Raw genomic sequence first — 20,586 nt, 5'->3', positions numbered from 1 at the left:
GCCAGCCCTTCCCCGCTCAACACCAAGCACCCCAGAGCCAACCCTTCCCGGCGCAGCAGCAACCCCGCTTCCCCGCCCAGGGCAATCGGCCCGCTGACGAAGCGCAGCCGACCAGTGTGCTCGCCGCGCCCGCGCCGGCCACCCAGAGCATCACGCCGCCCCCGCCGATGCCGGAGCCCAGCGGGCCCGTCCTGCCCGACCCCGGCACCGAGAGCGTGCTCCCGCCCAGCAGCAGCGACGGCATGCACCCCGGCACCGGTACGGGCACCGGCACCGGCCCCCACACCGGCTCCGGCGCCTTCCCCGGCACCTCCCGCCGCACCGGCTCACGCACCTCGCGCCGCGGGAGGCTCGGGGCCGGGCTGGTCGACGTGCCCCAGGTGCCCTACCGCGACCCCGCCTCCGCCGTGCTCACCGATCCGGTGGTGTCGGAGGAGAAGCGCTTCTGCGGCAACTGCGGCGCCAAGGTCGGCCGCGGCAAGGACGGCAAGCCCGGCTCGCCGGAAGGGGTGTGCGGCAAGTGCGGCAACACCTTCTCCTTCAAGCCGAAGCTGCGCCCGCACGAGATCGTCGGCGGCCAGTACGAGGTGCTCGGCGCGCTCGCCTACGGTGGCCTCGGCTGGATCTACCTGGCCCAAGACCACAACGTCAGCGACCGCTGGGTCGTCCTCAAAGGACTGATCGACACCGGTGACGCCACCGCGATGGCCGCCGCGGTGAACGAAACCCGGTTCCTCGCCGAGGTCGAGCACCCGAACATCGTCAAGATCTACAACTTCGTGCAGCACCCGGATTCGGTCACCGGCAACTCCGTCGGCTACATCGTGATGGAGTACATCGGCGGGCAGTCGCTGCGGCAGCTCGCGCTGGCGCACCACCGCACCGCCGGTCGCGCCGAACCCCTGCCGATCGGCCAGGTGATCGCCTACGGCCTGGAGATCCTGCCCGCCCTCGGTTACCTGCACAGCCAGGGCCTGCTCTACTGCGACCTCAAGCCGGACAACGTGATCCAGACCCACGAGCAGCTCAAGCTGATCGACATGGGCGCGGTCCGGCGGATGGACGACTACGAGAGCCCGCTGTTCTTCACCACCGGCTACAGCGCCCCGGAACTGGCCACGCAGGGCGCCTCGGTGGCGTCGGACCTCTACACCGTCGGCCGCACGCTGGCCGTGCTGAGCTTCGAGTTCACCGGCTACACCAACAAGTTCAAGAGCTCGCTGCCCCCGGTCGACCAGGTGCCGCTGTTCGCCCTGTTCGGTTCCTACCACCGGTTCCTCAAGCGCTCCACGCACACCGACCCGGACCGCCGGTTCCTCTCCGCCGAGGAGATGGGTGACCAGCTGACCGGGGTGCTGCGCGAGATCATGGCCATGGGCACCGGGAAACCGCGGCCCGGCGCGTCCACCGTGTTCGGCCCGGAGACCCGGTCGTTCGGCGTGGACATGGAGGTGCCGGAGCCGGGGCAGCCGGTGCCGCTGCCCACCCCGGAGGACGTGGTCGCCGGGCTGCCGGTGCCGCAGGTCGACACCGACGACCCGGCCGCTGGCGTGCTGGCCACCACCGCGGCCGCCGATCCGCGCGAGGCGATCGAGGCGCTGGTGAACGCGCCGCACAACTCCATCGAGGTGCGGCTGCGCATCGTGCGGGCCCGCATCGAACTCGGTGAGCTGGCCGAGGCGAACCGCCAGTTGCAGGCCGCGCAGTACCTGGCGGTGAAGAACGGCTTCCCGCACGACTGGCGGATCGACTGGTACCGCGGCCTGATCGAGCTGGCCGGTGGACGGCCGCGGGTGGCGCAGGTGGCCTTCGACGCCGTCTACGACGAGTTGCCCGGCGAGATCGCACCGAAGCTGGCGCTGGCGATCAGCGCCGAAGCCAACGGCGACCACTTCGGTGCGTCGCGGTTCTACGAGCTGGTGTGGAAGACCGACCACAGCTACGTCAGCGCCGCCTTCGGCCTCGCGCGGGTGTACCTGGCGCAGGGCGCGCGGGCCGGGGCGATCGAGGTGCTCGAGTCGGTGTCGTCCTCGTCGTCGCACTACATCGCCGCGCAGGTGGCCGCGATCAAGATCAAGACGCGGCCGAACCGCGAGTCCGGCGTGGCCTCGGACCGCGACCTGCTCGACGCCGGTGCCCGCATCGAACGCCTGTCACTGGACGCCGAGCGCCGCAACCGGCTCTCCGCCGAAGTGCTCGAAGCGGCCTACGGCTGGGTGCGCGCGGGCGCGGCGAAGCCGGAGACGCACCGCGGGTTGAAGGTGCTGGGCTGCGAACTGGGTTCTGAGCGGGAACTCCGGTTCGGCCTGGAACGCTGCTACCGGACCCTGGCGCGGTTGGCGGGGACGGCGGATCAGCGGATCGCGCTGGTGGACAAGGCGAATGCGATTCGTCCGAGGACGTTGACGTAGGGGGACCGGGGCGGGGTGGGGGGCTGGGCGGCTACCCCTGTTGGGCGCCCCGGCTGCGGTGGCTCGCCATGGGGTGACGGCTGGTTTGGTGGGGCTGTTCCTGTTGGGAGCACCCGGGTTGAGGTGGCCCGCCATAGAGCGGCCGCTGGGCTGTGCCCGGTTGGCGGCGCTGCTCCTGTGGGTGCCCGGCCTGCGGTCGCGCGTCGTCCGCTCAGGGGGCCCGCAGTTCCACCACGGTGATGTCCGGTGGGGCGCCCACGCGCACCGGCGGGCCCCAGAAACCGGCGCCCCGCGTCACGTACAGCTGGGTGTCGCCGTGCTGCGAAAGTCCCGCGACGGCCCCCTGTTGCAGGCTGACCAGCAGCTCGAACGGGGTGATCTGCCCACCGTGCGTGTGGCCCGAGAGTTGCAGGTCGACCCCGTGGTCCACGGCGTCCTGCACGTCCACCGGCTGGTGCGCCAGCAGCACCACGGCCCGCGACGGATCGCGTCCCTGCAGGGCCTTGCCGACGTCGGCGTCGTCCTGCCACTGGTAAGCCGTGGCGTCGTTGACCCCGGCGAGGTCGAAGGTGCCGCCGTTGTGCGTGATCGACACGCGCTCGTTGCGCAGCGGCCGGATGCCGAGCGTCGGCACGTGGTCGACCCACTCGGTGTAGCCGGAGTAGTACTCGTGGTTGCCGGTGACGAAGAAGGTGCCGTGCGTGCTCCGCAGGTCCCGCAACGGTTCCGCGGCCTCGGCCAGGTGCGCCACGGTGCCGTCGACCAGGTCGCCGACGATGGCCACCGCGTCCGCCCGCTGCTCGTTGACCAGGTCGACCACGCGCCGGGTGAACGACCGGCCGAGCAGCGGTCCCAGGTGCACGTCGCTGACCAGCGCGATCCGGAAGCCCGAAGCCCGCGGGTCCAGGCGGCGCAGGGTGATCGGCACGTGCGTGACGCCCGGCCCGCCCATCGCCACCGTGGTGCCGTAACCGACGATGCCGACCGCAGCCGCCCCGGCGATCGCCGCGGTGCCGCGGGCCAGGAAGACCCGGCGGCTCACCCCGGCGATCGGTTCCTCGGACTTCGCCCACTTCCGCAGGAACAGCCGCGGGACCTCGAGCACCAGCGTGGCCAGCATCAGGTAGTAGAACAACGCCAGCCACAGGTACCCGGGCCAGGCGAACCACTGCGCCACCGCGGGATCGCTGCGGGTGCCGAAGACGAACGCGGCGATCATGAACGCCACGAGCAGGACCAGCGCCACCGCCGCCACCCGGCGCACGGGCGAGGTGGTGGCTGTAGTGTCCTTGACCAGCCGTTTCCAGATGTAGAGGTGCAGGAGCGCGAGGCCCCCGCCGACGACGAGCAGGAACATCAGGGATTGATGTCCCAGTCCCGCTCCGCCACCCGGCCACCGGCCTTGAGCCGCTCGACCGATTCCTCGCCGGCGTGCTTCGCGAAGTGCTCGAAGCCGACCTGGACGAACAGCCCGCGTGCCCGCAGCGCGATCGGGCCGTCCTCGGCGTCGAGGCGGCCGTCGGCGCTGACGTAGATCTTGCGCCCGGCGACGCCGTCGAGCTTGGCGCAGATGAACAGCGTCGAGCCGACCGGCACCGGCTTGACGAAGTCGGTCTCCAGCTTCCCGGTGACCGCGGGCCGCCGCAGCAGGTGCCCGACGGTGGCGCCGAGCGCCTCGTCGAAGGCGCAGGCCAGCAGTCCGCCGTGGGCCAGGCCCGGGGCACCCTGGTGCGCTTCGGTGACCAGGAACTGCGAGTGCACCCGGCCGCCGTCACCGACGGTGGAGCGCAGCCGCAGCCCGGCGTCCTGCTGGTCGCCGCAGCCGAAGCAGTGCTCGTAGTGCATGCCGAGCTTGGTGCCCGCCGGTGGCGCCTGCGGGTGCGGTACCGCGGGCTCGGTCTCCACCGGTGGCCACGGCTGGGCGGACTTCGTCATGCGACCACGGTAATACGACTACGCGAAGTGGTTGAAAGCGCACTTAACTGGCGGTCGCCGCGCGCTGCCGGCGACGGGCGATCCGCGAGCTGACGATGCCGCGCAGGGACACCCCGGCGGTCTCCGGCAGCAGCAGGATCGGGACCACCGCGATCGCGGCCGCCCCCATCAGGTAGAACGCCGGCCACAGCGTGTTCCCGGTGGAGTCCACCAGCGAACCGACCACGAACGGCGCGGTCCCGGCGAACAGCGCGGTGGAGAAGTTGTAGCCGATGGAGAACGCGCCGTACCGCACCTGCGTCGGGAACATCGCGGGCAGCGTCGAGGCGACCACCGACAGGAACAACACCAGGCACAACCCGAACAGCGCCAGCCCGCCGCCGAGCATCAGCACGTTCACCCCGGTCTCGGTTTTGCTGTGCTCCATCAGGGTGAACATCGGAATCGGCAGCACCAGGAAGCCGGCGCAGGAGGTGATCAGGACGGGCTTCCGGCCGATCCGGTCGGACAGCGCGCCCAGCGGCACGATCAGCACCAGCATGCCGAGGATCACCGCCATCACGATCAGCAGCGGCGCGTGGCCGTCGAGCTGGAGCACGTCCTTGAGGTAGGTCTCGATGTAGCCGAACATCATCCAGTCGCCGACGTTGAGCAGGATGACCAGGCCGACCAGGTGCAGGATCGACTTCCAGTGCTTGCCGAACAGCTCCTTCAGCGGTGACTTCGAGACCTGCTTGGCCTTCTCGATCTCCTGGAACACCGGGGTGTCCTCGAGCCGGTTCCGCAGGTACAGCCCGACCAGGCCGAGCGGACCGGCGAGCAGGAACGGGATGCGCCAGCCCCAGGACGCCATCGCCTCGTTGCCCAGCAGCACGGTCGCCAGCGTCACCGTGCCCGCGCCGAGGAAGAAGCCGACCAGCGTGCCGAACTCCAGCCAGCTGCCGAGGAAACCGCGCTTGCGGTCCGGCGCGTACTCGGCGATGAAGGTGGCCGCGCCGCCGTACTCCCCACCGGCGGAGAAGCCCTGGAGCGAGCGCAGCAGGATGACCAGCACCGCGGCGGCGGGCCCGATCGTCTCCCAGGAGGGCAGCAACCCGATCACGAAGGTGGACCCGGACATCATGATCACGGTCAGCGCCAGCACCTTCTGCCTGCCCAGCTTGTCGCCGAGCGGGCCGAGCACGAAGCTGCCCAGCGGCCGGATCACGAAGGTCACCGCGAGCAGCGCGAAGGTGGCCAGCGCCCCTTCCGAGGTGCTGCCGGCGTTGAAGAAGACCTGCCCGAGGATCGCCGGCATGAAGCCGAAGACCCCGAAGTCGTACCACTCGATGCAGTTCCCCATCGCCGAACCGGCGACCGCCCGGCGGATCTGCTCGGGCTCCGCCTCCCGCGTCTGCTCGGTCATCCCCGTCCTCCCAACTCGCCCCCAGGAATGATCATCCGACCCTAAGGCGGTGGTTGGGAACTTTCTAGCCGAGCGCCTTCGACGACGGCGGTTGCGGCACCGCGGGCTCGGAAGAGGGCGGCTGCTGGGCGTTGGGGGTCGGCATCGTCGCTGGTGAGGAGCTGTGCGGCACGGCACGCGGGGCCGAAGGTGAGATGGGCGACGATGTCGCGGCCGGTGCCGACGGACCGGACGGCGTGGACGATTCGGGCACCGCCGGGGACGTCGGTGGTGGCGGGCTTTCGATGACCAGCCCCGGACCGGCGGGGGGCACCGGCGCGGGGGGCGGCGCGGAGGTGGCGGCACCGCCGACGAGGAACACCACCAGCAGGCCGGCGGCCACCGTGGTGCCCGCGCTCGCGGCCACCGCGATCCGCTTGCGCACCCGCCGGATCCGCGTGCCGCGGGCGGCGATCGCCTCGGCGCGCAACCCCATCGGCGGTCCGTCCTCGGCGCCGGTGGCGGCGAGCACCCGCCGGATGCCGTGGTCGTCGTCGCTCATCTGCCGCCTCCTTCCACCGTTTTCGCGGTCAGGGAAAGCTCGTCGAAGTGCGGGCCGAGCCGGTCGCGCAGGGTGGCCAGGCCACGCGCGCTCTGGCTCTTCACGTTGCCGGTGGAGCAGCGCAGCGCCGCCGCGGTCTCCTCCACGCTCAGATCGTGCCAAAACCGCAGCACCAGCACCGCGCGCTGCTTCGGCGGCACGGCCGCCAGCGCCCGCAGCACCACCAGGCGCTGCTCGGGGCCGCCGGGTTCGCCCGCCCGCTCGGGCGGGAGGTCGGTGAGCTGCTCCCGGCGCCGCCACGGCCGCCGCCGTTCGGCGAGGAAGGTCCGGGTGACCACCTGGCGGGCGTAGTTGTCGAGGCGGTCGTGCCGGTCCAGCTTCGGCCACGCCAGGTACAGCTTGAGCAGCGCGGCCTGGGTGATGTCCTCGGCGTGGTGCCAGTCACCGCAGAGCAGGTAGGCGGTCGAGCGCAGCTGGTGGGCGCGCTCGCCGAAGAACCGGGCGAACTCGTCGTCGTGGGACGGGTTCGCCCGGGTCGGGGCGGAACGGCGGGTCAACGGGTCAGCGGTTGTCGCCCGTCGGCCCGGCCGGGATCGCCTTCGGCACGGCGGGCGCCGACGGCACCGCGGTGGGCGCGGGCTGCGGGCTCGGCTCGGCGGGCTTCGACGTGGGCGCCGGCGAGGCGCTGGGCACCGCGGGCTTGCTGGGCGCCGGCGGCGCGGGCTCGGCGGACGGCGGCTGGGTGACCGGCGGCGCGGGCTGCGCGGACGGCGGCTGCGCGGGCTGGATCACCGGCTGGGCGGGCGCGGGCCGGGTGGTGCTGGCCAGTGCGGGCACGGCGATCGCCGCACCGGCGGCGAGCAGCAGGGCACCGGCCCCGAGCGCGATTCGAGTACGCAATTCGGCTCCTCGTCAACGGAAGCCGCCGGGCTGCGGCGGCGCTTGCACAGTCAGACATGCGCCGCCGCACCCCTCGGGTTGCATCGAAATTTTTCAGCTGTTGAGCGCGGACAGCTTCAGCCACTGGTCCCAGGAGTAGGTCCAGTCGTGGTAGGCGCCGTCCTTCGGCCCGAGCTGCTGCGTGCTGCCCTCGATCTCGACCGGATCGCCGGTCAGCGCGCTGTCGTAGTACTCCTTGGCGTTCTCCACCGACAGGTTCAGGCAGCCGTGCGAGACGTTCTTCCGGCCCTGGTCGCCCACCGACCACGGCGCGGCGTGGGTGAACTCGCCGTTGTTCGAGATCCGCACCGCCCACTGGACCTTGAAGTTCTCGTAGTCGTAGCGGGCGTTGTTCATGAAGTAGGTGTCGTGCTTGGACATCACCACGTGCGTGCCGCTCTTGGTGACGCGGCCGGGGTCGCTGTCCAGGCCGTAGCTGACCGGGTAGTCGGCGACCTGCTGGCCGTCGCGGATCACCTGCATGCGGTGGGTCTGGGTGTTGCCCTTGACGATCTGCGAGCGGCCGATCTTGAACGAGGCGCTGACGTCCTCCTTGCCGTACACGCCGTTGGCCAGCTTCACCCCGTACAGCTTCGCGGTGAGCTTGACCTCGGTGCCCGGCTGCCAGTAGCCCTTCGGCCGCCAGTGCACCGCGGTGTCGTTCTCCAGCCAGCCCCAGGAACCCTCGGTCTTCGGATTGGTCTCCACCGTCAGCGCGCGCTCCACGGCGGCCTTGTCGGTGACCTTCTGGTCGGGGAAGGTCAGGCTGATCGGCATCGCGATGCCGTAGGTCTGCCCGTCGCCGACGTTGAGCTGCGCGTGCTGCACGCGCTTCGGCGTCACCGTGGTGAACGCCCCGCCGACCGGCGCCTTCGTGCCGTCGGTGCCGACCGCGGTGCCGCCCCAGGTGTAGGTCTTGCCGTAGCCGAGCGGTTCGGTGGTGGTCCAGCTGCGGTTGTCCGGCGCGGGCTGGCCTGCCACCTGCTTGCCCTCGGGATTGGTCAGCGTGACCTGCTCCAGCGTGCCGTCGGTGACGGTCACCTGGATCGGGCCGCCCGGCGAGACCTCCTTGGCCCCGGCGGCCGGCTGCACGGTGATCTTGGCCGGGCCGGGCGGTGTCGCCTGCGCCCCGCCGGTGCCCGCGGCGTTGGTCCCGGATTCGCCGGTGCAGGCGCTCAGTCCCAGTGCCGCGATGAGGGCGAGCCCGGCCAGTGCCCGCCGTCGGAAGTGCTGTGTCACGAATGTCCCCTTATCGTCCCCTGACGCCCTTCTGACGCCTGGCGGAGCCCGCGCGTTGATCTCGGGAAACGTGATGAAGATCACTTTTCACGGGGCCCCCGATCGCGGTAAGGGCGCGGCCTGGATGATCCGGGTGCTTACAACGTTTCGGTGACTTGGTGCCGCTGTTCTGCCCAAGAACGGTTTGTGGGGTTCAGATTCCGTGAGATCCCGGTACGCTGCCCACAGGCCGTCGTTTTGCGTGTTCGTGGCTTCACACTCGCGGAACTTCTGACGCGGGCCATGAGCCGCTCCAGTGCTCTTCGCTCGACTCGTTGGAACCGCCCGGGACGGCCCGGGTACCGCTCCGGCGGAGGCCCGAAGCGGATCTGTATCGAGGAGTAAGCGGTGGCGCAAGGCACTGTGAAGTGGTTCAACGCTGAAAAGGGCTTTGGCTTCATTGCCCAGGACGGCGGCGAGGGCGACGTGTTCGTGCACTACTCGGAGATCGACGGGCGCGGCTTCCGCACCCTCGAGGAGAACCAGCGAGTGGAGTTCGAGGTGGGCCAGGGGCAGAAGGGCCCGCAGGCGCAGAAGGTGCGCGTCATCTGAGATCGGCCACCTGAAGCAGCAAGCACCGGGCCCCGGCGGAACTCCCGCCGGGGCCCGGTTTTTTTTGCGCGTGCCGGGTGGGGGGTCAGCGCAGCTGGCCCGAGACGGGCTGCTCCCAGCGCTGGTCGAAGGTGAACTGGTCGGTGTGGGCGTCGCTGACGCGGTTGTGGCGGGACTGGGCCTGGTCCTGCGCCGAGGCGGCCTGCGCCTCCCAGGAGAGGCGTTCCAGGACCCATTCCATGGCCAGCGCCTGCGGCGAGGTCTCGCGCTCGGCGGCGAGGTCCTTGAGCTGTTCGCTGGCGATGGTGTTCATCCGGATCTGGAAGACCTGGGCTTCGCCGAAGCGGCGGCCGGTGCCGGTGCTCTCCGGGTCGTCCGCGCCGGGGGCGAGCGCGGCGAGGTAGCTGGTCAGCTCGTGGTCGTCGACGGTGGCCTCAGCCTCGCGCGCGGGGCTGTTGCGGTGACGTCCGGGGTTGACCGCCTTGAGGTTGGTCCGGCTGCTCAGGCGTCCAAGTGAGGGAAGAGGCACCCGGACAGGATAACGGTCAGGTTTCGGCACCGTGACGACTGTGGCGCGCAACACACCTTCCGTCATCTTTCCTGTCCCTCAATACTCCATCCGCGCTAATTTCGATCATGAATCCCGCACTCCGCGTAATCCCCCATTCCCCCTCACGAATCCATTCCGCACGCGCATTTCACCCACCTGCACAATGTTCAACCAAAGAAAACGATTGCTCGCACAAAGGACGAAAGAGAAGCTGGTCCAAGCCGAACGGACCCAGCGCTCGCCCAGGTCAGGAGCACGCACCGCGGGGGTTTGGGGGCTCGGCCCCCAAGAAGAACAAGGAAACTGGGAGCAAGCGCAGCTGCGACCAGCAATGGAGAGGCCCCCGCGCCAGGGGGAGGAACGCGGGGGCCGGAGGGGATCTCCACAGGCGCTGACCGGGGGTGTGTCAGCAAGTCGATTGTTACACGACTCGATGGGGTTCGGCGAGTGGTAGCCGGGAAAATCCGGCGCGGGTGTCACTTCTGGTTTGCCACGCGTTCATTGTGGGCAGTCGCCGGGGACGTTGCCGACCGGCGGCCCGTCGCGGCCCGTCGCGACGCAGAGCGAACATCCGGTCATGGGAGGTTCACTCTGCGGGGGGCTGTGGGGGGCGAGGTCCGCTCGCTAGCCTCGCGGCCAAGCTTTTCGCCAAAATCTTGAGGAGGAGCCAATGAGCGGGTCTCTCGAGGTGCGACAGTTCCTCCTTCGCTACGAAGGCGAGGCCGGCGGTGGTGCGGCGACCGGTGGGGTGCCGACCCAGCGTTCGGGCAACGCCGACGCACCGCGGATCTCCGACGACCAGGTGCGCCGGGCGCGGCTGGCGGTGGCGCAGGGTGCCACCGGTGTCGAAGACTGCGCCGAGCTGCTGGACATGCTCGGGCTGACACCGGACGACGAAGGCCGATTGCCGGTTCAGCGGTGATCGCGGTGGCCGGACCGTGAACGAGTAGCGGGGCCCAGGTGCACACCCCCTGGTGGCGCACCTGGGCGCTGTCTCGGAACGTAGCGCCGGGCCGCGGCCTTGGCAATCGATTTCTCACTCCGATTTCACCACGACCGGTTCTATAACGCCGTTATGTCCGGTTCAGGAAGCGGACCAGCTCGTCGGCCAGTTCCTCGGGTGCTTCCTCGGCCATGTGGTGGCCGGAGTCGATCTCGGCGCCGGTGAGCGGGCCGACGGTCCAGTCGCGCCAGATGGCGAGCATGTCGCCGTAGAGGTCGGTCATGTCGTCGTGGGTGGCCCAGAGCACGTGGGTCGGGCACTGGATGCGGCGGCCGGCGGCGCGGTCGGCGTCGTCGTGCGCGCGGTCGATGCCGAGCCCGGCGCGGTAGTCCTCGAGCATGCAGAAGATCGTCTCCGGGTCGTGGATGGCCCGGCGGAAGTCCGCGAAGTTCTCCTCGCCCATGCGCTCGGGCGTGTTCCGCGTGCCGACGCCGTACCAGGCGTCGGGGTCGGCGTTGATGGCGCGCTCGGGCTTGTCCGGCTGGGCGAAGAAGAACCAGTGGAACCAGTCGTGGGCGAACTTGGCGTCGCAGCGGGCGAGCGCTTCGCCGATCGGCACGGCGTCCATCACCGCGAGCGCCCGGATGCGCTCCGGGTGGTCGAGCGCCAGCCTGGTCGCCACGTAGGCCCCGCGGTCGTGCCCCACGACGGCGAACTCCTCGTGCCCCAGCCGCCGCATCAGCTCGACGCAGTCGCGGGCCATCACGCGCTTGCTGAAGGGCTCGTGGTCCGCGGTCGTCGGCGGCTTGGTCGACTGGCCGTACCCGCGGGTGTCGGGGCACACCACGCTGAACCGCTGCGCGAGCAGCGGCGCCACCCGGTGCCACGTGGTGTGCGTGCGGGGGTGGCCGTGCAGCAGCAGCACCGGCGGCCCCGCCCCCAGCTGCCGCACCCGAAGCGTCACGTCCCCAAGATCCACCCAGTCGCTCACGGGGATGAGGTTAGCGGCTGAAACCGCAGCTCGCAGGCTTGCGACGGGCTTAAGGGATACCCCTTTGTCGGGCGGTTGGGGCGTGCCCTATGCTTATGTTCGCTCCCAGGGACGACCTGAGAGCGCGGTCGGGTCGGTTAACCGAAACCGGCCGGGCTCCCATCGTCCAGCGGCCTAGGACTCCGCCCTTTCAAGGCGGCAACGCGGGTTCGAATCCCGTTGGGAGTACGCAGTACAGTAGTAAACGCAAGGCCCTGTGGCGCAGTTGGTTAGCGCGTCGCCCTGTCACGGCGAAGGTCGCGGGTTCGAGTCCCGTCAGGGTCGCAAGATCGTTCGGCTCCTTGCCGGCGTTCCCGGCCAGGTAGCTCAGTTGGTACGAGCGTCCGCCTGAAAAGCGGAAGGTCGCCGGTTCGACCCCGGCCCTGGCCACCGCTACGAGAACCGTCTTGACCCCGAGTTGAGGCGGTTTTTTCTTGTCTCGAGCTGTGGGTGACGTAGCTCACTCGCTCGTGCCGTTGTTCGTGGTGTTGCTCGGTGCCCTCGGGATTCCGGTCGGCCTCGGGTTCGTCGCGGCGGGGGTGCCCGGAGGGCTCCGGTATTCGCTCTCGTTGCTGACGGGGATGTTCGCGTGTCTCACGCTGTACTTCGGCAGCTTCTTCGTGCTGGTGGCGATCGGCCGGGCTCGCCGGGGGCGCGTGGTTCTCTCCGCACGCGGCGTCCACCACCGCGGCTGGCCGTTCTCCTCGTTCCTGCCGTGGGAGAGCTCCGTCGGCGGTCCGGCGACCTGCGGTAGTCGCCCTGCCGATCGAGCACGATCGACCTAGGGTTGGCCCATGGTCAATTACCCCCGGTTGCTGCAGACCGTGCTGGACGCCACCGAACCCCGTCGCGTGGCTGAGTTCTACCGCGAGTTGTTCGGCTACGTGTACCGCCCCGGGGACGAGCCGCCGGTGGACGGACGGGCCGACGAGCCCGAGTGGCTGGTGCTCCGCGATCCCGACGGCGTGAACCGGCTGGCGTTCCAGCGGGTCGACCGGTTGCCGCGCACGACGTGGCCGGAGCCCGACGTGCCGATGCAACTGCACCTCGACTGCACCGTCCCGGATGTGGACGAGCTGCACCGGCAACGCGCCCGCGCGGAGTCGCTGGGTGCCGAGCTGCTGCTCGACCGCCACGAAGACCCCGACGAGCCGCTGTACGTCTTCGCCGACCCCGCTGGTCACCCCTTCTGCATCTTCGTGGCTTGATGCGGCGCACCGGGGTACGCCCCCGTCACCGGTGGTGGGCCGTTCGGGTTGGGGTGGCGGGTGCGGGTGGGTGAAATGTGGGGGTGCGCCGTGGTGGTGGCGGGCGCCGGGGCTCAACATCGGTAGGTCCGGGGTAGGACGAGTCCGGTGGGAGTGCCGTGATGACCGCTCGGTATCGCGTGGAGGAGGATGCGCTCGGCAGGGTGGAGATCCCCTTCCAGGCGTACTACGGGGTGCACTCCGAGCGCGCGCGGCAGAACTTCGGGGTCTCCGGCCAGACGCTCGGCGCCCAACCCGGGCTGGTCTCGGCGATCGCCGAGGTGAAGAAGGCCGCGGCGCTGGCCAACCTCGACGCCGGGGTGCTGCGCGAGCCGGTGGCCGAGGCCATCTGCCAGGCCGCCGACGAGGTGGTGGCCGGCCTGCTCGGGCCGGGTGAGTTCCCGGTCGACGTGCTCAGCGCCGGCGGGGGCGTCTCGCCGAACATGAACGTCAACGAGGTGCTCGCCAACCGCGCCAACGAACTGCTCTCCGGCCGCCGCGGCTACGAGTTCGTGCACCCGGCCAACCACGTCAACGCCGGGCAGTCCACATCGGACGCGATGGCCACCGCGGTGAACATCGCCCTGCACCGCGACATCATGCGGCTCAAGGAGTCCGTGGAATACCTCGCCGGGGTGCTGGAGCACAAGATCGAGGAGTACCGCGACACCGTCAAGCTCGCCCGCACCTGCCTCCACGACGCCGTCCCGGTCACCTTCGGGCAGGCCTTCAGCGCCTACCTCGCGGTGGCGCGCCGCGGCAGCGCCCGGCTGGAGGACGCGGCCGAGCACTGCCTGGAGGTGCCGATGGGCGGCACGGTGGTGGGCACCGGCCTCGGCGTCGGCGCGCGGTACCTGGCGCGGATCTACCCGCGCCTGCGGGAAACCACCGGGCTGGACCTCCGCAGGCACGACAACTTCTTCGACGCCTTCCAGAACGGCGACGTCTTCCAGTACGTCTCCACCGTGTTCAAGGCGCTCGCCTGCGGCCTGATGAAGGTGGCCCGCGACCTGCGCATCCTGGCGGGCGGCACCGGCGAGGTCCGGCTGCCGGCGGTCCAGCCGGGCTCGGCGTTCACCCCCGGCAACGTCAGCCCGGTGATGGCCGACCTGGTGGTGCAGGTCGGCTTCCAGGTCTGCGGCAACGACACCGTGGTCACCATGGCCGTCGAGGGCGCCGAACTGGACTTCAACGCCTGGACCGCGGTGATCGCCAAGAACCTCTTCGAATCGGCGCACCTGCTGACCAACGCCATGCCGCTGTTCGCCGACAAGTGCTTGCGCGGCCTCGAGATCGACGCCGAGGCCAACCGCCGCCACGCCGAGGAGGCGCTCGGCCTGTCCACAGTGGTCGGCGGGGTGTTCGGCCACGACGCCGGGGTCAGGGCCGCGCAGCACGCCGCCTCCCGCGGGGTGTCGGTCAAGGAAGCGGTGGTGGAACTGGGCATCGCCCCGCGCGCCACGGCGGAACGGCTGCTCGACCCGATGGTGCTCACCGACCCCGTCCGCAGCGCCAGCCTGCTCGACCAGATGGTCGCCGACGAGCGGTCCGCGACCAGGGCGCTGGTCCACGGCCTGGCCGACGAAGCCCGCCAGGCCATCTTCCACGCCGCCCGCCTGGTCGCCCGAGCGGACGAAGACGTGTCCCGCCAAGAGGAGCAAGCGCTCAAGGTGGTGGCCGAGGCGCTGGGCCTCAACGGCATCCCGGTGCCCGACACCGAGGAACTGCTGCCGGTGGCCGTCGCGACGCTCTCGCCCGCGGACCGGGAACTGGTCTACGCATCGGCGGCCTGGCTCGCCGGGGCCGACTCGGTGACCGAAACCCGTGAAGTCGCGTTGCTCGGCCAGTTGGGCGAGGCGCTCGACCTGGCACCGGAGCTCGTCACCGCGCTCCAGGCCAAAGTGGACGCCCTGCGTGAGCAGCGCCGCCGGTACCTGCCCCGCTCCGAGCAGCTGCCCTGGTGGGAGGAGTTCGGGGAGCTGCTCCGGCGGCTGCTGGAACTGCGCTGAACCGCGAACCGGCCCCCGTCCGCGAGCGAACGGGGGCCGGATCAGCGGTGGTGCTCACTTGTGGTCGTACGCCCCGGTGCTCGGCGTCCAGGTGATGAAGCCACCCTGGTAGTTCTGCCTGCGCCAGGTCGGCTGACCGGGCACGGTGTACTCACTGCTGGTCGGGTAACCGAGGTAACCCTTCTCCCAGCCCAGCGACGCCCACTTGTTCTTGATCTGGCAGCACATCGACTGCGCGCCGTAGGACGGCGTCCAGTAGATCGAGCCGTTGTTGGCGAAGTGGTTGTACCGGCCGATGCCGTCCGGGGTGGTCAGCTCGTCGGTGACCGGGTAACCGAGGAAGCCCCCGGCCCCGCCGTCGACGTACCAGCGGTCGCGGATCTGCGACATGATCGACCACGCCCCGCTGCCCGGCGAGTTGTAGTGCCAGTAGATCGAGGCGTAGTTGCTGAAGTTGTTGTACCGCCCGCCGTTCGGGCCGACCAGTTCGTCGGTGATCGGCATGCCGAGCACCCCGGTCGCCCCGCCCATCGCCAGCCACTTCGACCGGATCTGGGAGTAGACCGCCGCGGTGCCGTTGCCCGGCGTGGTGGGCAGCCAGTAGATCGAGGCGTTCTTGGTGAAGTCGACGAACTGGCCACCGCCGGTCGGCGTCGCCACCTGGTCGGTCGTCGGGTAGCCGAGGATGCCGCCCTCCCAGCCCATCCAGCCCCACTTGTCGCGGATCGGGCCGCCGATGCTGTGCGCGTTCGTGGTCGGCGTCCAGTAGATCGACCAGTTGCCGGTGAAGGCGTTGTAGCGGCCGACCCCGTCCGGGGTACCGGTCTCGTCGTTCGTCGGCGCGCCGAGCGCCGCGTGCCCGCCGAGGGCCAGGTACTTGGCCAGGATGTTGCCGTAGATGGCCACCGCGCTGGTCTGCGGCGAGGAGTACATGCGGCCGCGCTCGAAGGCCCGGTACCGCGTGCCCGCGTCGTTGACCTCGGCTCCGACCGGGTTGCCGAGCAGCGCCCGGACCGTCGCGTCGGAGTTGTAGCGGCTGTCGATCGGCGTCAGGTAGCTCGCGTTCACCACGGTGTCCGCGGCGGGCATGGTGAACGCCCGCGACAGGTTCGTCGAACCGTCGTCCCACTTGGCGAAGGAGGCGACGCCGTCGGTGGCCTTGGCACCGGCGATCAGGTTCGGCGTGGCGCCCTCGGTGACCATCGCCACGTTCCCGTTGCTCTCCCCGGAGATGACCAGGGAAGCCGGGAAGTTGCTCTTCAGCGTGAGCTTGAACTCGTTCGGCTTGGCCACGTAGACCTTGCTGGCCGAGACGCCCTGCGAGTCGGTCACCGTGGCGGTGAACTCCAGGCGGGAGTCCGGGTGCGAGGTGAAGTTCATCGAGAAGGCGCCACCGGTGCCGCCGAGGTCGCTGTGCACGTGGCAGGTGGTTTCCTCGGCGCAGTGCACGATCTGGCTGGTCCAGGTGATGGTGAGCGCGCCGTCCTCGGCGTCGGTGGCCGTGCCGGTCAGGTTGATCGGCTCGTTCACCCGGAACTTCTTGGTGTCGCCCGGGGTGTTCAGCGTGATCACCGGCGAGTGGTTCGACGGCGCCACGGTGAGCGTGGTGCTGTTCGTGCCGTTCGACTTGTCCTTCACCGTCAGCGTGGCGGTGAACTTCGCCGGGCTGGCCGGGTAGGTGTGCGTCACCGTGGCACCGGTGCCGGTGGTGCCGTCACCGAAGTCCCAGGTGTAGGTCAGGTCCTTGGCCGGGCCGTCGAAGTCCATCGACTTGGTGCCGTCGAAGGTGACCGTGCGGGTGGCCGGGTCGGTGGTGCTGGTGGCCTTCGCGACCGGCGCGATGTTGCCGGTGACGTAGACCAGCCGGCGCACGTTGCCGGAGGCGATGTCGGCGTAGACCACGTCACCGTTGGGCGCCGCGGCGAACTCCACCGGGCCGCCGAGGCCGGTGCCGAACGGCGGGTTGACCGCCGGGGCCTGCACCAGCTTGCCCTGGGCGTCGTACTTGAGCGTCCAGATGCGCTGGCTGACGTAGTCGCCGAAGAAGAACTGGCCCTTGTACTGGGCGGGGTAGCTGTCGCCGGTGTAGGTGAACCCGGCCACCACCGAGTTGCCCTGGCCCGGCGCCATGCCGTGCGGGTAGGTCCACAGTGGCGGGTTGTTGGTCACCCCGTTGCACTGCGGCTGGGTGTGGTAACCGGCGGTCGGGCCGTTGCCCTCGTAGCAGGGCCACGAGTAGTTGCCGCCCGGCACCACGTAGTTCAGCTCTTCCCAGTTGCTCCAGCCGACGTCGCCGACCACCGGCAGGCCGCTGGTCTTGTCCAGGGACAGGCGGAACGGGTTGCGGAAGCCGCTGGCGAAGACCTTGCTCTTGGCCGAGTTCGGGTTGGCCGCGTCGTAGTACGGGTTGTCCGGCACCCCCGCGCCGGACGGGGTGATCCGCAGGATCTTGCCGTAGACCGAGTTCAGGTCCTGCGCGCGGAACGCCTCCGGGTGCCAGGTGTCGGTGTCGGTGTTGTCCCCCACCGAGACCCACAGGTTGCCCGCGGCGTCGGCGACCATGCCGGACGCGCTGTGCAGCTGGATGGTGCCCGGCACGTCGAGCAGGATCTGCTCGTTGGCCAGCCCGGTCGGCTCGGTGGTGCCGGTGACCGTCCAGCGCGAGATCCGGCTGGTGAAGCCGGACGGCGTCGGGATGGTGCGGGCCAGGTAGATCTGCTTGGACGTGGCGTAGTCGGGCGCGACCTCCAGCCCGGTCAGGCCGATGTCGCAGCAGGAGCTGACCGGCAGGTGGATCAGCTGCTTCGGGCCGTTCGGGCCGACCCACTTCACGTCGCCGGTCTTGCCGGTGGCGAGGAAGGTGTCGTCCGGCAGGTAGCCGAAGTCGGTCAGGTTGTAGACCCCCAGGCCGGTCCCGGTGTCCTGCAGCGCGAACCCGGGCGGCAGCTGCAGCGGTTCGCCGGGGTTCGGCGGTTGCGCGGCCACCTGGGCCGCCGGCACGGCGACGGCCAGCCCGGCCGCGAGCAGGGCCGAGCAGGCGAAGCCGAGCGCAGCCCTCCCCAGTGCGGAAATTCTCATGGTGCCCCCTTCAGAGCTTCGACAGCTTTTCGCTCGAAAGGGTGATTTCGTTGCAGGGATCCGGGCAGGTTACCGAATTGTGACTAGGTTGTCTGCCGGGCGAAAAACCGATTGTCCGGATCGGGGGGATTGGCCAACGCGGATCAGAGCCCGACAAAATCCGCCATCTGCTGGGTGGTATAAGCGAAGAAGGTGGCGGTCGGGTCGACGCTGCCGACGTACTGCCCGTTCAGCTCGAAGCTGATCATGCCGAACAGCTGGGTCCAGGCGATCAGCAGCCGGGTGACCACCTCCGGGGTCAGGTCCTCGCCGAGCGCGGGCAGCAGCCTGCTGGCCTGCGCGTGGAGTTCGGCGGGCAGCGGGTGCGCGCTCCGGGGCGGATCGACGAGGCTGCTGCGGATCACGTGCACCAGGGCCATCGCCACCCTGGCGGCGGGCATCACGGTGTCCTGGGGGGCCTGGTAGCCGGGGATCGGCGAGCCGTAGATCAGCGCGTACTCGTGCGGATGGGCGCGGGCCCACGCGCGGGTGGCGGACCAGATGTCCATCCAGCGCTGCCGGGGCGGGAGGCGGTGGTCGTCGGCGCCCTCGGCGGCCGCGCCGATGGCGTCGTACGCGTCGATGATCAGCGCGGTGAGCAGGTGGTCGCGGCTGGGGAAGTAGCGGTAGAGCGCGGAAGACACCATGCCGAGGGCACGCGCCACCGCCCGGAGGGACAGGCCGCCGCCGCCCGATTCGCCGAGCTGCCTGCGTGCCTCCTCCTTGATTTCCGCGGTGAGTTCCGACCTGGCCCGGTCACGGGCGGTACGCGTAGCGGCCATGGCGGTGACTCTAGCGGCAAGAGAGCGCTGCACCAATTCGAGAGCACTGCTCTTGACTTGGGGCAGTGGTCCGTGTTCACTGCTCTCAAACGAGAGCAGTGCTCTCTCAACGCTCTGGGAGGACCCGATGACCACCACCACCCGCCACCAGGAACCCGGCCGCGTCACGCGGGCGTTCAACGTGGCCGTGCTGCACCTGACCAGGCTCGGCCTGAGCATCTGGGGTAGCCGCGAGCTGTCGGTCCGCGGCCGCAGGACCGGCGAGTGGCGCAGCGTCGCGGTGAACCTGCTGACCGTCGACGGCGAGCGCTACCTCGTCGCCCCGCGCGGCCGGACCCAGTGGGTGCGCAACCTCCGCGTGGCGGGCGAGGGCAGGCTCCGCGTCGGCAGGCGGGTCGAGGAATTCCGCGCCGTGGAACTGTCCGACGACGAAAAGCCGGAATTGCTGCGTGCCTATTTGAAGCGCTGGAAATTCGAGGTCGGCGTATTCTTCGACGGCGTCGGCCCGGATTCAAGCGTGGCTGAACTCCGGCGCATCGCACCTGGTTATCCGGTCTTCCGGCTGGGTTAACACGATCGGATGAGCCCCCTACTCCCCGGCGTCCCGGCTGTTTAGGCTGGGCCGCCGACTTGGGCGGGGGTGCGGAATGGGCAACCGGAGATGGCGTCGCTGGCTGGTCCTCGGGGTCCTGGCGGCGGTGGCCTGCCTGCTGACTTCTTGCGGTACGGCAGCTGCGGCCGAGACCCGCGCCGTCGGTGACTACGTCTGGCTCGACGCCGATCGCGACGGTCTGCAGGACTCCGGCGAGAAGCCGGTCGAAGGCGTGCGGGCCGACCTGGTCGGCCCGTCGGGAGCGCCGATCGCGACCACGCGCTCCGGCGAGAACGGCCGTTACCTGTTCGACGACCTGCCCGAAGGCGTCCACCGCGTCTGCTTCGACCTCGAGAACCTGCCCGCCGCGGTCGCGGACTTCCGGGCCACCACGCGGCACGCCGGCAGCGACACCGCCGACTCCGACGCCGACCCGGTCACCGGCTGCACCCCGCCCGCGCTCGCCCCGGCCGACCTGACCCTGGACGCCGGGCTGGCCTCACCCGGCAACGAACTCGGCGACTTCGTCTGGTCCGACCGGGACGGCAACGGCAGGCAGGACGGCGACGACCAGCCGGTCGAGGGCGTCCGGGCGGTGCTCCACCACGGCGACGGCACACCCGTCGGCGTCGCGGTGGCGACCGGCCCGGACGGCCGCTACGGCTTCGGGAACCTGCCCGACGGCGCGTACCGAGTGTGCTTCGACCTCAACGGCCGCCAGGCCACCACGGCCGGGGCGGGCGACGACCCCGCCCGTGACTCCGACGCCGACCCGGTGACCGGCTGCACCGAGCCGGTCACCGTCGAACTGGGTCACCGCCGGGACTTCAACCTCGATCTCGGACTGCTGGGTACGCCTCCAGCTTCGCCCGGAGCTCCGCCGGCGGCGCCTGCTTGGTGAGCGATTCCGCGTCCACGAACACGTAGCGGTTCGTGCCGGTGGTCACGACCTCCTCGCCGCGGACGATCTCGAACTCCAGCACCACCGAGGTGATGCCGAGGTGCCCGATCCGCACGGTCACCACCACCTCGTCGCCGAAGCGCAGCGAGCGCCGGTAGCGGACGTTCGATTCGGCCACCACGAGGTCGACGCCGTGCTCGGCGAGCCCGGTCGGCTTGCCTGCCAACTCGGTGATGAACTCGAAGCTGGCCATGTCGAAGTAGGCGAGGTAGTTGGCGTTGAACACCACGCCCTGCTGGTCGCATTCGTGGTACCGCACCCGCAGCGGCATCCGGACCGGTTCCATGATCGGCA

The 20,586-nt window shown here is 70.2% G+C and carries 20 protein-coding genes and 3 tRNA genes; 11 read left to right on the top strand and 12 right to left on the bottom strand.

Annotation, left to right across the window (positions count from 1 at the left end; genetic code table 11):
• Positions 1 to 116 precede the first annotated feature (116 nt).
• Positions 117 to 2,411, top strand: coding sequence for a serine/threonine-protein kinase (locus tag AC07EG_RS14215; RefSeq protein WP_478253493.1), 2,295 nt, complete (start codon positions 117 to 119; stop codon positions 2,409 to 2,411).
• 211 nt (positions 2,412 to 2,622) lie between these two features.
• Here AC07EG_RS14215 and AC07EG_RS14210 read toward each other — a convergent pair whose 3' ends face one another.
• The 7 genes from AC07EG_RS14210 to AC07EG_RS14180 form a co-directional block, all read right to left on the bottom strand.
• On the bottom strand, positions 2,623 to 3,768 hold the full coding sequence (locus AC07EG_RS14210; protein ID WP_478253492.1) for a metallophosphoesterase: 1,146 nt from the start codon (positions 3,766 to 3,768) through the stop codon (positions 2,623 to 2,625).
• The gene (locus AC07EG_RS14205; protein ID WP_478253491.1) at positions 3,768 to 4,346 is read right to left on the bottom strand and encodes a PaaI family thioesterase; all 579 of its coding nucleotides are present in this window, start codon (positions 4,344 to 4,346) and stop codon (positions 3,768 to 3,770) included. The genes AC07EG_RS14210 and AC07EG_RS14205 overlap by 1 nt, the downstream gene beginning before the upstream one ends.
• Positions 4,347 to 4,389: 43 nt before the next feature.
• A complete protein-coding gene (locus AC07EG_RS14200; RefSeq protein WP_478253490.1) occupies positions 4,390 to 5,751 on the bottom strand; it encodes an MFS transporter in 1,362 nt (453 codons plus the stop codon).
• Between the two features lie 64 nt (positions 5,752 to 5,815).
• On the bottom strand, positions 5,816 to 6,292 hold the full coding sequence (locus AC07EG_RS14195) for a hypothetical protein (protein ID WP_478253489.1): 477 nt from the start codon (positions 6,290 to 6,292) through the stop codon (positions 5,816 to 5,818).
• Entirely contained in the window at positions 6,289 to 6,849 is a 561-nt protein-coding gene (locus AC07EG_RS14190) for a SigE family RNA polymerase sigma factor (RefSeq protein ID WP_478253488.1), read from the bottom strand. The genes AC07EG_RS14195 and AC07EG_RS14190 overlap by 4 nt, the downstream gene beginning before the upstream one ends.
• A gap of 4 nt (positions 6,850 to 6,853) precedes the next feature.
• The gene (locus AC07EG_RS14185; RefSeq protein ID WP_478253487.1) at positions 6,854 to 7,192 is read right to left on the bottom strand and encodes a hypothetical protein; all 339 of its coding nucleotides are present in this window, start codon (positions 7,190 to 7,192) and stop codon (positions 6,854 to 6,856) included.
• A 93-nt stretch (positions 7,193 to 7,285) separates the two neighbouring features.
• Positions 7,286 to 8,470, bottom strand: coding sequence for a L,D-transpeptidase (locus AC07EG_RS14180; RefSeq protein ID WP_478253486.1), 1,185 nt, complete (start codon positions 8,468 to 8,470; stop codon positions 7,286 to 7,288).
• Between the two features lie 387 nt (positions 8,471 to 8,857).
• Between AC07EG_RS14180 and AC07EG_RS14175 the strand changes: the two genes are divergently transcribed.
• Complete coding sequence (locus tag AC07EG_RS14175; protein ID WP_027941311.1) at positions 8,858 to 9,061, top strand: cold-shock protein; 204 nt, start codon at positions 8,858 to 8,860, stop codon at positions 9,059 to 9,061.
• Positions 9,062 to 9,146: 85 nt separating this feature from the next.
• Here the strand turns inward: AC07EG_RS14175 and AC07EG_RS14170 are convergent, their stop codons facing one another.
• Entirely contained in the window at positions 9,147 to 9,590 is a 444-nt protein-coding gene (locus tag AC07EG_RS14170; RefSeq protein ID WP_478253485.1) for a hypothetical protein, read from the bottom strand.
• A gap of 691 nt (positions 9,591 to 10,281) precedes the next feature.
• Here AC07EG_RS14170 and AC07EG_RS14165 point away from each other — a divergent pair.
• The gene (locus AC07EG_RS14165; RefSeq protein ID WP_478253484.1) at positions 10,282 to 10,533 is read left to right on the top strand and encodes a hypothetical protein; all 252 of its coding nucleotides are present in this window, start codon (positions 10,282 to 10,284) and stop codon (positions 10,531 to 10,533) included.
• Between the two features lie 151 nt (positions 10,534 to 10,684).
• Here the strand turns inward: AC07EG_RS14165 and AC07EG_RS14160 are convergent, their stop codons facing one another.
• Positions 10,685 to 11,545 carry an alpha/beta fold hydrolase gene (locus AC07EG_RS14160; RefSeq protein WP_478253483.1) on the bottom strand — a complete coding sequence of 287 codons (861 nt, stop codon included), beginning with the start codon at positions 11,543 to 11,545 and terminating at the stop codon, positions 10,685 to 10,687.
• A gap of 155 nt (positions 11,546 to 11,700) precedes the next feature.
• On the opposite strand from AC07EG_RS14160, the gene AC07EG_RS14155 reads away from it, so the two are divergent.
• The 6 genes from AC07EG_RS14155 (at position 11,701) to AC07EG_RS14130 (ending at position 14,840) form a co-directional block, all read left to right on the top strand.
• A tRNA-Glu gene (locus tag AC07EG_RS14155) sits at positions 11,701 to 11,773 on the top strand.
• 22 nt (positions 11,774 to 11,795) lie between these two features.
• Positions 11,796 to 11,869: transfer RNA gene (locus tag AC07EG_RS14150), tRNA-Asp, on the top strand.
• 31 nt (positions 11,870 to 11,900) lie between these two features.
• Positions 11,901 to 11,974 (top strand) — tRNA-Phe (locus AC07EG_RS14145).
• A gap of 56 nt (positions 11,975 to 12,030) precedes the next feature.
• Positions 12,031 to 12,369: a hypothetical protein gene (locus AC07EG_RS14140; RefSeq protein WP_478253482.1), complete on the top strand. Its 339-nt coding sequence runs from the start codon at positions 12,031 to 12,033 to the stop codon at positions 12,367 to 12,369.
• Positions 12,370 to 12,378: 9 nt separating this feature from the next.
• The gene (locus AC07EG_RS14135; protein ID WP_478253481.1) at positions 12,379 to 12,792 is read left to right on the top strand and encodes a VOC family protein; all 414 of its coding nucleotides are present in this window, start codon (positions 12,379 to 12,381) and stop codon (positions 12,790 to 12,792) included.
• Positions 12,793 to 12,953: 161 nt separating this feature from the next.
• Entirely contained in the window at positions 12,954 to 14,840 is a 1,887-nt protein-coding gene (locus tag AC07EG_RS14130) for a lyase family protein (RefSeq protein ID WP_478253480.1), read from the top strand.
• Positions 14,841 to 14,894: 54 nt separating this feature from the next.
• On the opposite strand, the gene AC07EG_RS14125 is transcribed toward AC07EG_RS14130, so the two are convergent.
• The gene (locus AC07EG_RS14125; protein ID WP_478253479.1) at positions 14,895 to 17,918 is read right to left on the bottom strand and encodes a PQQ-dependent sugar dehydrogenase; all 3,024 of its coding nucleotides are present in this window, start codon (positions 17,916 to 17,918) and stop codon (positions 14,895 to 14,897) included.
• Positions 17,919 to 18,061: 143 nt separating this feature from the next.
• On the bottom strand, positions 18,062 to 18,739 hold the full coding sequence (locus AC07EG_RS14120) for a TetR/AcrR family transcriptional regulator (RefSeq protein WP_478253478.1): 678 nt from the start codon (positions 18,737 to 18,739) through the stop codon (positions 18,062 to 18,064).
• A gap of 127 nt (positions 18,740 to 18,866) precedes the next feature.
• Between AC07EG_RS14120 and AC07EG_RS14115 the strand changes: the two genes are divergently transcribed.
• Together AC07EG_RS14115 and AC07EG_RS14110 are read left to right on the top strand one after the other, a co-directional pair.
• Complete coding sequence (locus AC07EG_RS14115; RefSeq protein WP_478253477.1) at positions 18,867 to 19,310, top strand: nitroreductase family deazaflavin-dependent oxidoreductase; 444 nt, start codon at positions 18,867 to 18,869, stop codon at positions 19,308 to 19,310.
• Between the two features lie 76 nt (positions 19,311 to 19,386).
• The gene (locus AC07EG_RS14110) at positions 19,387 to 20,232 is read left to right on the top strand and encodes an SdrD B-like domain-containing protein (RefSeq protein ID WP_478253476.1); all 846 of its coding nucleotides are present in this window, start codon (positions 19,387 to 19,389) and stop codon (positions 20,230 to 20,232) included.
• Here AC07EG_RS14110 and AC07EG_RS14105 read toward each other — a convergent pair.
• The gene (locus AC07EG_RS14105) at positions 20,159 to 20,578 is read right to left on the bottom strand and encodes an acyl-CoA thioesterase (protein ID WP_478253475.1); all 420 of its coding nucleotides are present in this window, start codon (positions 20,576 to 20,578) and stop codon (positions 20,159 to 20,161) included. The genes AC07EG_RS14110 and AC07EG_RS14105 overlap by 74 nt on opposite strands.
• Between the last annotated feature and the right edge of the window lie 8 nt (positions 20,579 to 20,586).

Source organism: Amycolatopsis sp. NPDC045836, assembly GCF_056431745.1.
Note: the sequence above shows the minus strand (reverse complement) of the source record. Positions and strands in the feature narration are given on the sequence as shown.